The 12,998-nt window shown below is 67.3% G+C and carries 15 protein-coding genes; 5 read left to right on the top strand and 10 right to left on the bottom strand.

The window, feature by feature from the left end:
• The first annotated feature begins 173 nt into the window (after positions 1-173).
• On the top strand, positions 174-1,133 hold the full coding sequence (locus ARC39_RS22070; RefSeq protein ID WP_078059416.1) for a proline dehydrogenase family protein: 960 nt from the start codon (positions 174-176) through the stop codon (positions 1,131-1,133).
• 512 nt (positions 1,134-1,645) lie between these two features.
• Here ARC39_RS22070 and ARC39_RS22065 read toward each other — a convergent pair.
• The 5 genes from ARC39_RS22065 to era form a co-directional block, all read right to left on the bottom strand.
• On the bottom strand, positions 1,646-2,266 hold the full coding sequence (locus ARC39_RS22065) for an NUDIX hydrolase (RefSeq protein WP_068118066.1): 621 nt from the start codon (positions 2,264-2,266) through the stop codon (positions 1,646-1,648).
• Between the two features lie 90 nt (positions 2,267-2,356).
• The gene (locus ARC39_RS22060) at positions 2,357-3,022 is read right to left on the bottom strand and encodes a DNA-3-methyladenine glycosylase I (RefSeq protein WP_068118060.1); all 666 of its coding nucleotides are present in this window, start codon (positions 3,020-3,022) and stop codon (positions 2,357-2,359) included.
• A complete protein-coding gene (recO, locus tag ARC39_RS22055) occupies positions 3,019-3,753 on the bottom strand; it encodes a DNA repair protein RecO (protein WP_068118056.1) in 735 nt (244 codons plus the stop codon). The genes ARC39_RS22060 and recO overlap by 4 nt, the downstream gene beginning before the upstream one ends.
• Positions 3,754-3,814: 61 nt before the next feature.
• Positions 3,815-4,141: a DUF1491 family protein gene (locus ARC39_RS22050; protein WP_068118051.1), complete on the bottom strand. Its 327-nt coding sequence runs from the start codon at positions 4,139-4,141 to the stop codon at positions 3,815-3,817.
• Positions 4,138-5,046: a GTPase Era gene (gene era, locus ARC39_RS22045; protein WP_068118048.1), complete on the bottom strand. Its 909-nt coding sequence runs from the start codon at positions 5,044-5,046 to the stop codon at positions 4,138-4,140. The genes ARC39_RS22050 and era overlap by 4 nt, the downstream gene beginning before the upstream one ends.
• A gap of 364 nt (positions 5,047-5,410) precedes the next feature.
• Between era and ARC39_RS22040 the strand changes: the two genes are divergently transcribed.
• Entirely contained in the window at positions 5,411-6,652 is a 1,242-nt protein-coding gene (locus tag ARC39_RS22040) for a DEAD/DEAH box helicase (protein ID WP_068118047.1), read from the top strand.
• A gap of 33 nt (positions 6,653-6,685) precedes the next feature.
• On the opposite strand, the gene ARC39_RS22035 is transcribed toward ARC39_RS22040, so the two are convergent.
• The 4 genes from ARC39_RS22035 to acpS form a co-directional block, all read right to left on the bottom strand.
• Positions 6,686-7,183, bottom strand: a complete 498-nt coding sequence (locus tag ARC39_RS22035; RefSeq protein WP_068118041.1) for a bacterioferritin — start codon at positions 7,181-7,183, stop codon at positions 6,686-6,688.
• A gap of 179 nt (positions 7,184-7,362) precedes the next feature.
• A complete protein-coding gene (rnc, locus tag ARC39_RS22030; RefSeq protein ID WP_068118039.1) occupies positions 7,363-8,046 on the bottom strand; it encodes a ribonuclease III in 684 nt (227 codons plus the stop codon).
• On the bottom strand, positions 8,043-8,819 hold the full coding sequence (lepB, locus tag ARC39_RS22025; RefSeq protein ID WP_068118037.1) for a signal peptidase I: 777 nt from the start codon (positions 8,817-8,819) through the stop codon (positions 8,043-8,045). Before lepB ends, rnc begins: the two co-directional genes overlap by 4 nt.
• 220 nt (positions 8,820-9,039) lie before the next feature.
• The gene (acpS, locus tag ARC39_RS22020; RefSeq protein WP_068118035.1) at positions 9,040-9,450 is read right to left on the bottom strand and encodes a holo-ACP synthase; all 411 of its coding nucleotides are present in this window, start codon (positions 9,448-9,450) and stop codon (positions 9,040-9,042) included.
• A gap of 273 nt (positions 9,451-9,723) precedes the next feature.
• Between acpS and ARC39_RS22015 the strand changes: the two genes are divergently transcribed.
• Entirely contained in the window at positions 9,724-10,620 is an 897-nt protein-coding gene (locus ARC39_RS22015; RefSeq protein WP_068118032.1) for a LysR substrate-binding domain-containing protein, read from the top strand.
• A gap of 18 nt (positions 10,621-10,638) precedes the next feature.
• Here ARC39_RS22015 and ARC39_RS22010 read toward each other — a convergent pair whose 3' ends face one another.
• The gene (locus tag ARC39_RS22010; RefSeq protein ID WP_068118028.1) at positions 10,639-11,397 is read right to left on the bottom strand and encodes a pyridoxine 5'-phosphate synthase; all 759 of its coding nucleotides are present in this window, start codon (positions 11,395-11,397) and stop codon (positions 10,639-10,641) included.
• Positions 11,398-11,531: 134 nt separating this feature from the next.
• Between ARC39_RS22010 and ARC39_RS22005 the strand changes: the two genes are divergently transcribed.
• Both ARC39_RS22005 and ARC39_RS22000 read left to right on the top strand, forming a co-directional pair.
• A complete protein-coding gene (locus tag ARC39_RS22005; RefSeq protein WP_149866520.1) occupies positions 11,532-12,083 on the top strand; it encodes a hypothetical protein in 552 nt (183 codons plus the stop codon).
• A gap of 81 nt (positions 12,084-12,164) precedes the next feature.
• The gene (locus tag ARC39_RS22000; RefSeq protein ID WP_068118022.1) at positions 12,165-12,809 is read left to right on the top strand and encodes a sulfotransferase family 2 domain-containing protein; all 645 of its coding nucleotides are present in this window, start codon (positions 12,165-12,167) and stop codon (positions 12,807-12,809) included.
• The last annotated feature ends 189 nt before the right edge of the window (positions 12,810-12,998 follow it).

The raw sequence follows: 12,998 nt of genomic DNA, 5'->3' as shown, positions 1-12,998 counted from the left end.
CACCGTCCGGCCCCATATGTTTCAATGGGTTACGAGATCTCTTTAACCGGATCTTAACCTGTGCCGGTGACGGCGGCTGGCAGCGAGGCGGCGGCGCGGCATCCCGACACGTTTCGCTCGGCGCGCAGGCGGCAATAGGGTCGCCTCGCATCACGGCGACAGGAGAGGCGGGTATGCTGAGACGGGCCTGGCAATCGTCCATGATCGCGGCGGCCCGGTCGCCGCGGATCAAGCACTTCATGCAAACCTCGCGCGCGACGTCCTTCCTTGCCGACAAATACGTCGCCGGAAAGACGGCCGCCGACGGCGTGGCGCGGGCGCGGCGCCTGATGGAGGAGGCCGGCATCCGGTCCTCCCTCTTCTACATGGGCGAATATGTCGACCGGCTCGACCTGGTCGAAGAGAACGTCGCGCAGAAACTGGCGGCGGTCGACGCGCTCGGCGCGACGACGCTCGATATCCACGTCTCCGTCGATCCGACCCAGATCGGCTACCAGATCGACCCGTCGCTGGTTCAGCCGCGTGCCGAGCGCATCGCGCGGGCGATGGCCGAGCGGGCGGACGGGCGCGGCGGCGTAACCTGCCTGATGTTCGACATGGAAGACGCGAGCGTCACCGGCCCGACCATCGCGATGCATGACGCGTTGCAGGACGCCGGCCTGCCAACCGCGTTGACATTGCAGGCCTACCTGCGGCGAACCGAGGCCGACATGGCGGCACAGGCAGCGCGCGGCAGCCGCGTGCGGCTCGTGCGGGGCGCCTTTGCCGAGGGGCGCGAGATTGCCTACACCACGACGCCGGACATCAAGGACAGCTATCGGCGGCTGCTGGATGCGATGTTTTCCGCCGAGGCGCGGGCGGCAGGGTTCTACCCCATCGTGGCGACGCATGACACGGCGTTGCACGACCACGCGATTGCCGCGGCGGAAGCGGGCGGCTGGCCCAAGGGCAGCTACGAATTCGAGATGCTGCTGGGCGTGCGCGAGGACGTGGCCCGCGCGCTGGCCGGGCGGGGCGAGCAAGTGCGGCTCTACGTGCCGTTCGGCGAAAACTGGTGGCCCCATGCGGTGCGCCGGATCGGGGAGTATCCGGGCAACGCCTTGTTGTTGGCGCGCTCGCTGCTGGGCGGATAGGGACGGCGCCTTGGCATGTCTGTCGCCATCGGGCGGGATGACCGGGCGCAGAATCTCCTCCTTTGTCGCCGCGCGGAACAAGGCCGTCAGGCCGCCGCGCATCGCCGGTCCGCCCGGACGGGCCGGCGATACGTTGACGCTTGCGCGAAGCTATCAGGTCTTCCGGGAAAACGCGGATAAACCGCTGCTGGCCCAATGCCGGTCGCCGCCCCCCGGACCGCCGATGCGCGGTTTGCACGGGACGCGGCTGGACCGGATGCGAAACCGCGAGCGTAGACCCCGTCTCGGCACTCCGCTTCCCGCGCGGAACAAGGCCGTCAGGCCGCCGCGCGTCGCCGGTCCGCCCGGACGGGCCGGCGATACGTTACCGTCATCGCAACGCTCCGAGGTCTTCCAGGAACACGGGCATAAAGCACCAGCACCCATCCGAGCATCGCCGCCCCGCGGACCGTCGACGCGCGGCTTGCTCCGTTGGCGAGAGACCGAATGCGCGTCCGAGCGCGGCCGGTCAGTCAGTCCCAGTCGGTCGGCGTTTCCGGGGCATTGAGATGCTCACGTGCGCGCGCCACGTCTCTCGGGTTCGAGCGGCCGACGGACATCGGCGGCAGCGCATCGGTCTCGAAGAACCGCGCGTCGGTGGTCTCCGGGCCGGGCTGCGGGGGAGCGTCATCCTCGGGCGTGCAGAGGAAGAACAGCTTGTAGAAATCCCGGTGATCGGGCTCGCCCGGTTGCCTGGCCCGATGACGGATCTCGTAGAGTTTCGCGATCCGGACCCGGAGCGTCGCTTCTTCCCAGGTCTCCTTCACCGCGACATCGCCGGCGGTGTAGCCGATATCGGCAAAGCCGCCCGGCATCGTCCATTTGCCGTCCACCTTCTCCCGCACGAGCAGGATCCTCTCGTCGCGGAAGACAGCGGCCCGAATGTCGATCTTGGGCGTGGCATAGCCTTCGTGCGGTTCCGCGAGCCCCTTGAGGTGGCCGATTGGCACCTGGCCGAGGCGCGCGATCATCTCGCGGGAAATCGTGTCGATCTCGGCGAACCGTTCCTGATCGAAGGCGTCGGGGCTGTAATGCAGCCCGGTGGCGGCGAGCGCCTGCAAACGTTTGGCATAGCCGAGCCAGATGTCTTCCACGGGGGGCCTCCCGGTCTGCGGTTTCGTTATGCATCTCCTGCGGCCGGCGCGGCGCGCGGGCAATGCTGCCATTCGCCACGGCACGCGCGGCTAGTCCGGAACGGCGAGCGCCAGTGTCCGGCTGATGACAGCATAGGGCGCACCACTTTCGGCGTGCCAGGCGTTGAACGCCTCCTGCGCCTGGCGCTGCGCGCGTTTGGAGGTTGCCGCGCCCTCGATCGCGCCGGCCATGTTGAGCCCGGCGACGACGGATTTCGACAGGATGAGCGCGTCGTAGCCCAGAAACCGCAGCGCATATTGCCCGGTCAGCCCGCCGAGCCGCGCACCGCGTTTCTTGAGAAGTTCGAAGAGCCCCACGGTATCCTCCACCGGCCAATCGGCGAAGAACCGGGCGGCCGACCCGTGTTCCCGCGCCAGATCGCCGAGGAAGATGGCGTTGTCCCGCACCGTCAGGATCTTCGCGGCGTTGCGCACGATGGCGGTGTTCTTCAGATGCGCATCGAGATCCTCATCCGACATCATCGCGTTGCGGCCGATGTCGAAGCCGTGAAACGCCTCCTCGAAGCCCGGCCACTTGGTTTCGATCAGCGCCCAGTTGAACCCGGCCTGGAAGATCCGCTTGGTGAAATCCGACAGGATGCGGTCGTCCGGCAGATCCCGCAGCGGCTGCGCGGGGGGCGCGGGCAGGAGGGCTTCCAGCTCGGCGGCGCCCTTGCGGGCGAGCGCCATCTCATGGATTTCCGCGAAACGTTTCATGTCCGGTCCTCGTTGCGTGCCAGGTAATGTACGAACCGCGCGCGTGCCGGGGGAAGCGGGCGGTCGCCGAGCGACGGTGCAAGCCAATGCTCCAGGAAATAGCCGGTCGTCCGCAATCCTTCCAGTATGTCGCCCGGCGCATTCACCGGCTCCCCCCGCAACGCGCCGGGCAGCGGCAGCAGCCGGTCGGCCCATTGACCGGCGCCCGCGCGGCTCACCGCCCGGCCGGATTTCGGCGAGACATAGACCAGATCGTCGGTCGCGCCGGTGGCCGCGCAGGCGGAGAGGTCGAGCGCGAAGCCGAGCTCCTCCAGCAAGGCCTTCTCCCAGAGCAGGTAGAGCGCCGGCCAGCGCGGATCGGTGCCAAAGGCATCGAAGAGATGCTGGGTCGCGCCGTAGAGCCCGGAATGCGGCTCCCGCTCGGGCAGCGCGAAGCTCAGGAGCGCGCAGGCGGCCCCGAGCGCGTAAAGCGCCCGCCGCTCCGCCATGACCGCCCCGGCGCGGGAGCGCAGCAACTCCACCCGGTAGGCGCCGAGATGATCCTCCAGCCGCGCCCGCCATTCCACCGAGAGCTGAGCGCCGGGCTGCAGCACCGGCGCCATCCGCCGCGAGGCGCCGCCGCGCACCACGCCGGCGTGGCGGCCATGCGCGGCGGTGAAGACCTCGATGATCGCGGCACTCTCGCCATGCGGCCGTACCGCCAGCAACGCGCCTTCGTCCCGCCAGTCCATCGCGCCCTTCTTCTGTCCGGAAATATCCCCGCCGGAGGCAAGAAAACTCCGGCGCAGCCTGTCACTCCAGGCCCGGTTCGTCCAGCATGTGGCGCCCGGCCGGGCTTTCGACCTCGATCACCCAGAGATCCGGGTCGGAGCGGCGCTGCCGCGCGATGGCCGCGTCGACCTCGTCCTCCGCCCCCTCGGCCAGCACGTCCCAGGGCCGCGAGCCGTCCATCGCCATCACCCGCTGGAAGAGCCGCGCGGTGCCGTCGCGCGGGGCGAGTTTCACCAGGATCGCGCCGGCGGTGTCGTCGCCGTGGGCCAGCACATAGGCCGGGATCGCCTCGATTTGCAGCCGCATCAGGTAGGCCTGCACCCAGAGGCTCGCGGCCAGTCGGCTCACGCGTTGCCGTCCTTGAAATCCAGCCCCATCTCGGAATAGCGCTCGGCCTCCTCGAGCCAGCCCGGGCGCACCTTCACCTGCAGGAACAGGTGGATTTTCCGGTCGAGGAATTCCTCCAGTTCCGCGCGCGCCGCCTGGCTCACGGCCTTGATCGTCTCGCCCTTCTTGCCGAGCACGATCCCCTTGTGCCCGTCGCGGGCGACATAGATCACCTGGTCGATCCGCGCCGAGCCGTCCTTGCGCTCCTCCCAGTTCTCGGTCTCCACGGTGAGCTGGTAGGGAAGCTCCTGGTGCAGCCGCAGGGTGAGCTTCTCGCGCGTCATCTCGGCGGCGATCATCCGCATCGGCAGATCGGCGATCTGGTCTTCCGGGTAGAGCCACGGCCCGCCGGGCAGGCTCTCGGCCAGCCAGTTGCGCAGATCCTGCACGCCGTAGCCCTTCTCGGCGGAGATCAGGAAGGTTTGCTGGAACGGGTAGGCGTCGTTCATCTCCTGCGTGAGTGCCAGCAGGGTCTCGGATTTCACCTTGTCGATCTTGTTGATCGCCAGCGCCACGGGCTGCGTGCCGCCGCGCTCGTTGAGCGCCTCGACAATCGCCCGGACGCCGTCGGTCAGGCCGCGGTGCGCCTCGATCAGCAGCACCACCAGATCGGCATCCGCCGCGCCGCCCCAGGCCGCGGCCACCATGGCGCGGTCGAGCCTGCGGCGCGGCCGGAAGAGGCCGGGCGTATCGACGAAGACGATTTGCGCGTCGCCCTCGATCGCCACGCCCCGGATGCGCGCGCGGGTCGTCTGCACCTTGTGGGTGACGATCGAGACCTTTGCCCCGACCATGTGGTTCATCAACGTCGACTTGCCGGCGTTGGGCTCCCCGATCAGGGCGACGAATCCGCAACGTGTGCTCATAATGTGCTCATGGGTGAAGACCTCGAATGCAGGCACCGGGTCTAGCGGATCGTGCGAAAAAGCGCCAGCGCGCAAGATGCGTTTACGCGAAAAGCCTTGACTTGTCCGCTGGCAGCCCGCATGTGCGGCGGGTCGTTTCTGCCGCGTGAGCAACAAGCAGCCACCCGAAGCGGTTGGCGCGAAACGACACCATCTTCCCAGGTTCCCACGTCACGCAGGGGTCCGGCGCGATGACGGCCGTTCGGGCAATCCGGCCCCCGGCCCGCATGTCGCGCAACCCCAATGCGACCGTCCGCCCGTTCGGGGTGAGGCGGCGACCAACTCCGGCCGCGGTATCGCCGTTCGGCCCTAGGATTCTACGCTTATGACTTTCGACACCATGGGGCTGCAGCCCCGCCTCGTCCGACGCCTTGCCGAGCAGGGCATCACCGACCCGACGCCGATCCAGAAACAGGCGATTCCGCTCGCGCTGGAAGGGCGCGACGTGATGGGCATTGCCCAGACCGGCACCGGCAAGACGGCCGCTTTCGGCCTGCCGATGGCGCATCGGCTGATCAAGGCCGGCAGCAAGCCCGAGCCGAAGACGGTGCGCGGCCTGATCCTGGCGCCGACCCGCGAGTTGGCCAAGCAGATCGCCGACAATCTCGCTGCCTATACCGGCGACACCCACCTCAAGGTCAATCTCGTGGTAGGCGGCGCCTCGCTCAACGCGCAGTCCAACCGGCTGCATCGGGGCACCGACCTGCTGGTGGCGACGCCGGGGCGGCTGATCGACCATATCGAGCGCAAGACCGTGCGGCTCGACCAGACGCAGTTCCTGGTGCTCGACGAGGCCGACCAGATGCTCGACATGGGGTTCATCCATGCCCTGCGCCGGATCGCGCCGCTGTTGTCGAAGCAGCGGCAGACGATGATGTTCTCGGCCACCATGCCGAAGCTGATGGAAGAGCTGTCGCGCACCTACCTGACCGACGCCGTGCGCGTGGAGGTGGCACCGCCGGGCAAGCCGGCGGACAAGATCGACCAGGGGCTGCACTTCGTCGAGCAGGCCGGCAAGACGCCGCTGCTGATCGAGCATCTCGACGCGCACCGCGAAGAGCTCGCACTCGTTTTCACGCGCACCAAGCACGGTGCAAACCGGCTGATGAAGGCGCTGGACGGGGCGGGCTACGCGGTCGATGCGATTCACGGCAACAAGTCCCAGGGGCAGCGGCAGCGCGCCATCGACGCCTTCAAGGCGGGCAAGCTGAAGGTGCTGGTGGCCACCGACGTGGCGGCGCGGGGGCTCGACATTCCCGGCGTGCGGCACGTCTACAACTACGACCTGCCGAACGTGCCGGACAATTACGTGCACCGGATCGGCCGCACGGCGCGCGCCGGGCGGGATGGCCGGGCCGTTGCTTATTGCGCGCCGGCGGAGATGTCGGAGCTGAAGGCGATCCAGAAGACCATGGGCCGCGAGATCCCGGTGCATGGCGGCACCCGTTGGGGCGGCGGCGACGCGCCGGCGCCGCGCCGGGGTGGCAAGGCTGGCAAGGGCGCGGGCGGCAATGCCGGTGCGAAGCGACGCCCCCGCCGCCGGTCGCGCGGACGCAAGGCCGCGTGATCGCGGCCTGCAGCGAGCCGGAGTCTGGCGGAGTTACGCCTCCGCCGGCGCGGCCCCTGTGTCACCCAACGCGATCCACTTCGCGCTGAAGGCTCGCTCGCCGAGCCGTGCGAGCAGGCTGAGTTGCAGGTCGAGCCAGCCCTTGTGGCCTTCCTCGTCGAGCACGATTTTCTCGAACAGCACCCGGCTGCCGATGTCGCCGACTTCGCCGGCCTGCTGGGCGCCCTTGGTGTAGACCTCGATCGCCTCCTGCTCGTCGGCGGCGTCCATTTCGAACATCTCCTGGAGCGTCTCCGCGCGTTTCGGCTGTTTCTGGAAACGCAGCTCGGGGGTGCCGCCGAGGTAGATGATGCGCTCCATGAAGAGGTCGGAATGGCCGATCTCCTCCTGCATCTCCTCGCGCATCTTTGCCGCCAGCAGGTTGAGCCCCCAGTCGTCGAGCACCTGCGCATGCAACTGGTATTGGTGGGCGGCGGTCATTTCCATCTCCAGCGCGGTCTGGAGGTTCTGGATCGTCTGGTCGTTGGACATCTGGATCTCCCGTGAAAACGTTGCGCCGCCCTGCACGGGCAGCGGGTATCGACACGGGTCGATATATGTCGCATCAAAGATATATCATTTACTCATCTTGTCGCAGGTGACGGTCCGGCCCGGCACGGCCGCACCCGCACCCGTGCCCGCGAGGCGGGGCACTCCATGCCCGTCCGGGCCTAGTCGCCTTCGAGCCGGGAGAGCAGCGCGGTTGCCGCCACCTGTTCGGCCTGCCGCTTGGAACCGGCGGTGGCGATTTCCTCCTCGCCGTTTTCGAGCCGCGCGGCGATGGTGAATTGCGGCGCGTGGTCGGGCCCGGAGCGCGCCGTTTCCACGTAGCGCGGCGGCGGCATGCCGCGTGCCTGCGCCCATTCCTGCAGCGCCGTCTTGGGATCGCGCGCCTGATCTTCCGCGGCTTCGATGCGCTTTCCCCAGAGCCGGAGCACGATGGGTTTGGCGGCCTCCAGCCCACCGTCGAGGTAGATCGCCGCGATGACCGCCTCCATGGCGTCGCCCAGCAGGGCGTTCTTGCGCCGGCCGCCGGACATCATTTCCGAGCGTCCGAGCTTCAGCGCCGCTCCGAGGTCGATCTGGCGGGCGACATCGGCACAGGTCTCCTTGCGCACGAGCACGTTGTAGCGCGGCGCGAGCTGGCCCTCGTCGGCCAGCCGGTCGTGCCGGAAGAGCGCTTCGGCGATCACCAGGTTCAGCACGCGGTCGCCGAGGAATTCGAGCCGCTGGTTGGACGGCCGGGTCTGCGAGGCGAGAGAGGGGTGTGTCAGCGCGCGCACCAGCAGCTCGGGGCGGGTGAACCGGTGCCCGAGGCGCTGTTCGAAATCTTTCAGATCCGCCGAGAGCTTCAATCGATCCTCTTGAAGAAACGGTCCGCGCGCCAGGTCCAGACGAAGAAGAGCGAGCGGCCGGCGGAGGAGAACATGATCCGGTCGGCGCGGCCGATGAGGTTCTCGGCCGGGACCATGCCGACGCCGCGGGCGAGCTGGTTCACCCGGCTGTCGGTGGAATTGTCGCGGTTGTCGCCCATGAAGAAGTAATGGCCCTCGGGCACGGTGAAGACCGGGGTGTTGTCATTGGGGCCGAGGCCGATATCCAGGATCGAGTGGCTGACGCCGTTGGGCAGGGTCTCGGTGTAGCGTTGCTTCTCGCAGGTGCCGCCAGCCCCGACCGGCCCGTTCGCGCAGCGCGGCATGAGCTGTTGGGGGCCTTGCGGCGCCATTTCCTCGATGAAGAGGCCGTCGGGATCCATCTGCACCGGCGCGTCGTTGATGTGCAGCACGCCGTCCTTCATCTGGACCCGGTCGCCGGGCAGGCCGATCAGCCGCTTGATGAAGTCGGTCTCGTTGACCGGGTGGCGGAAGACCACCACGTCGCCGCGCTCCGGCTCGGAGCCGAGCAGCCGCCCGTCGATCGGGCAGAGCCCGAGGGGGCAGGAGTAGCGGGAATAGCCGTAGGCCATCTTGTTGACGAACAGGAAGTCACCGATGAGCAGCGTGTCCTTCATCGAGCCGGAGGGAATCCAGAAGGGCTGGAAGAACAGCGTTCTGAATACGCCCGCGATCACAAGGGCCCAGAAGACCGTCTTGATCGTTTCCCAGATGCCTTCGACCGCGTTGCCCATGTTTTGTCCTGCTCATGCCTGTCCTGTCCGTTGCATCGGACACGGCGCTTCATGGGCAGGGGAGGTGAGACTGTCAAGCGGCTCGCGCGGGCCGGGGCGGGCCGGAACCCACTCAGGCACGGCCCCGGTGGGTGTGCCGCCCCTGCTTTTCCACACCGGCTGACCGGCGCGAAGCGCCGAGTTTCGCCGGCCTTCGGCCGATTACCGGGGGGCGCGCGCGTCAGCCCGCCGGGGCCAGGGGGCGGGCTTCGATAACCACGAAGGCCTGCGCCCAGGGATGATCGTCGGTCAGCGTGACGTGGATGATCGCCTCGTGGCCGGGCGGGGTCATCTCTGCCAGACGTTCCGCGGCCCATCCGGTGACGGTCATGACCGGCTGGCCGGTTTCGAGGTTGCTGACCGCCATATCCTTCCAGGCAATGCCCATCCGGAGGCCGGTTCCGAGCGCCTTCGAGCAGGCCTCCTTCGCCGCCCAGCGTTTTGCATAGGTGCCGGGAGTATCGGCCCGCCGCTCTGCCTTTCGCTGTTCGATCTCGGTGAAGACGCGGTTGCGGAACCGGTCGCCGAAACGCTCCAGCGTGCCGGCAATACGCTCGATATTCGCAAGGTCGGTGCCGATGCCCAGGATCATGCCCTTTGGTGGGTCAAACGAGCCGGGCCGTCAACAGCTATCGAACTCGGCCGATGCGGGCCGCGGCATGGGCAGATCCGCAAGTTCGCGCAGGGACATATTCTTCAGAGCCGGGTGATCGGCAGGATCGGGGCAGGGGGCGCGCGCCGGTATGGCGCGGGTCCGGAGGAACTTGAGAAAAGTTGAAAGTGCATGCTTCATGTCTCAGAGAATATGCCCGATAAACCGCAACAGATGATCGAAACGCGCTCAAGGAGGGTTTAGTATTTCTATATGGATACTCTGAACCGTATTCCCTTGTCCGGACTGCGCGCCGTGGAGACGGTGGCCCGTTGCGGCTCGTTGTCCCGTGCGGCCGCGGAACTTGGCGTGACGCCGGGGGCGGTGAGCCAGCAGGTCATGCGCGTGGAACGGATCTTCGGCGCGAAGCTCTTTGACCGCCGCCAGACGGGCATGGTGCCGACCGACCTCGGCGTCGAGGTGTCTGCCCACCTTTCCGCGGGGTTCGCGCGCATTGCCAAGGCAGTCGGGCGCGGATTCGAACGCGCGGATGCGCGGCTGACCATTTCCGCACCGCCGATCTTTGCCGCCCGGTGGCTCGTCTATCGGCTGGCGCGGTTCTCGGAGCAATATCCGGACATCAAGGTGCGCCTGTCGGCCGATTCCGAGCACCTCAACCCGGATATTGCCGATATCGACCTCTGCATCCGCGTCGGGCGCGGCGGCTGGCCGGGGGTGACAGCGGAACGATTGCTGAGCCACCGCGTGTTTCCCGTCTGCTCCAGGGCGACGGCGGAGCGCCTTTCCGTGCCGGCCGATCTGGCGAAGGTTCCGGTGGTGCGCGACGACGGGACGATGTTTGACTGGGCCGACTGGCTCGGACCCGAAGGGCTGACCAGCGAGATCCTGCGGGATGGCCCGGCCTTTTCCGACGCGGGGATGTGCCTGGACGCGGTCATGACGGGTGCAGGTGTGTTTCTGGCCTGGGAGACGCTGGCACAGGACCAGCTGGACCGGGGCAACCTTGCCGAGCCGTTCCCCGGCTGCCGCCGGCCGAGCGGCTTCGCCTACTGGCTGATCACCGGGGCAGAGGGGCCGCGCACCGCGCCACAGCGGGCGTTTCGCCGCTGGATCAAGGGGGAGCTCGCGGCCAGCGGCCTGGGCGCGTAAGGCAGGAGCGGCGCCGCGCTAGTCGCGCGCCGCGTCCATCAGCCGCCGCATTTCGTGGATCGACGCTTCCAGCCCCACGAAAATCGCTTCGCCCACGAGGAAATGGCCGATGTTGAGTTCCACGACCTCCGGGAAGGCCGCAATCGGCTGCACGGTGTCATAGGTGAGCCCATGTCCGGCGTGCACTTCGAGCCCGAGCGAATGGGCGAAGGCGGACATCTTGCGGAGGCGTTCAAGTTCCGCGTCGCGGTCGTCGAACCGGCCTTCGGCATGGGCATCGCAATATGCGCCGGTGTGGAGTTCCACCACGGCCGCGCCGATCCGGTGGGCGGCTTCGATCTGCCGGGCGTCGGCGGCGATGAAAATCGACACCCGTATGCCGGCATCCCGCAGCGGCGCGATGAAATGCGCCAGCCGGTTTTCGTCCTGCGCGACCTCGAGCCCGCCTTCGGTCGTCCGTTCCTCGCGCTTTTCGGGAACGATGCAGACGGCATGGGGGCGATGGCGCAGGGCGATGGCCTGCATCTCCTCGGTTGCTGCCATTTCGAAATTGAGCGGCACGGTCAGGTCGCGCGCGAGCCCCTCGATATCGGTATCGGTGACGTGGCGGCGGTCCTCGCGCAGGTGCGCCGTGATGCCGTCGGCGCCTGCGGCTTCGGCGAGCCGGGCCGCGCGCAGCGGATCGGGGACGGCGCCACCGCGCGCGTTCCGCACCGTCGCAACATGGTCGATGTTCACTCCAAGGCGCAGCCGCCCGACGAATCCCGCGTCACTCATCCGGTTCCTCCATGTTGCCCGGCAGACATAAACCCGCCTGCGGACAGGCGAAAGTCCGAAGGTGAAATTGCACCTCGCCAGTGGCTCGGCTATTGCGGATGGACGATGCGCCCGACGCCAGCCGTGAGCCCAAGATGAAAGCACTCTCCCGACGCCTCTTTACTCTGTCCGCCGCCGCGTTGCTCGCGGGGTGTGCGAATACGTCGGACATGGCCGGTATGGCGGAGCGGGATCCGCTCGGAGCGTTCAAGTTGGGCCACGTCGTTGTCGTGGCCGACAATGTGCAGCGCGTTCAACCCTCCCGCGACGTGTCGATCGACGAGTGGGAGAGCGCCATGAAGAGCGCCCTGGAGCAGCGGTTCTCCGGGTACCCGGGCGACCAGTTCTATCATATCGCCGTCGCGGTGCTTGGCTATTCGGTGGCCGTCCCCGGTGTGCCGGTGGTGATGGCGCCGAAATCGGTGATGGTGATCGAGGCGTCGATCTGGGACGATGCCGCCGGCGGGAAGATCAACGCGGAACCGCGCCAGTTCACGATTTTTGAATCGGTGGACGAGAACTTCGTTGTCGGGTCGGGGCTGACCAAGAGCAAGTCCGAGCAGGTTGCCAACCTGTCGGCGAATGCAGCCTACCAGATCGAGCAGTGGATGCGGGAAAACGAGGGTTGGTTTGAACGGAAAGAGTGACCGGTGTCGCGCCGGAATGAACAACCGCGCAGGTCTGCCGGGCCTGGTGTCGGTACTCCGAATACTCCCAGGAACTAGGCCATGACGATTTACCTGCCCAAGCACGCGCTGACCTATGTGAGCGTGCCGAAATGCGGATGCACGTCGCTGAAGCATTTTTTCTTCCAAATCAGCAACGGGTTCGAATTCCGGCGATTCAGGCTGAACGGCCACAGCTACTACATTCACCAATTTGCCAAGAGCGTGGCATTCGACGCGCTGCAAAAGAAACAGATGCGCGGTCACCGCAAGATCGCCGTCGTCCGCGATCCGGTCGACCGCGTGGTTTCGTGTTATGCCAACAAGGTCGTGGACGAGCGTCTTCTGGAGCGGCCGGGTTCCGCGGCGTTCCTCGAGGAGCGTGACATGCCCTCGATGCCGACGGTCGGGCAGTTCATCCAGGACCTTCCCCTGTACCAGAATGCGGCGCCCGGTATCCGGCACCATTCGCAGCCGCTGTCGCATTTTCTCGGGCGCGACCCGGCCTATTTCGACCGCCTGTTCTCGTTGCGCGAACTGCCCGATCTTTGCGACTACGTGCGCGCGATCGTCGGCGATGTCCCGGACCTGCGCCATTCGCAGAAAAGCCGGAGCCGGGCCGCGGCCGCGGAGCTGACCGAGGCTGACCGGCAGCGCGTCGACGAGATGTTCGCGGAAGATCGCGAGATTTTCGGCGCGTTTTTCTAGCCCGCGCGGGCGCCGGGGGCGCGGCAGGCGGATTGGCCGCTTCGCGGCTGTCTTTCCGCGCCCGGCACGCCGAAGGCGCTTGATTTTCCGGCCCATACGCAATACTTCGCGCGCGATGTAGAACCGGGCCGCAGGGAGCCCCCTAACGACGAGGCGCCACGCAAATGGCAAAGGAAAAGTTTGAGCGTA

Source organism: Tropicimonas marinistellae, from assembly GCF_001509585.1.
In the GTDB taxonomy this organism is placed as follows: domain Bacteria; phylum Pseudomonadota; class Alphaproteobacteria; order Rhodobacterales; family Rhodobacteraceae; genus Tropicimonas; species Tropicimonas marinistellae.
The sequence above is the reverse complement of the archived record's forward strand: the minus strand, read 5'-3'. Positions and strand labels throughout refer to the sequence as shown.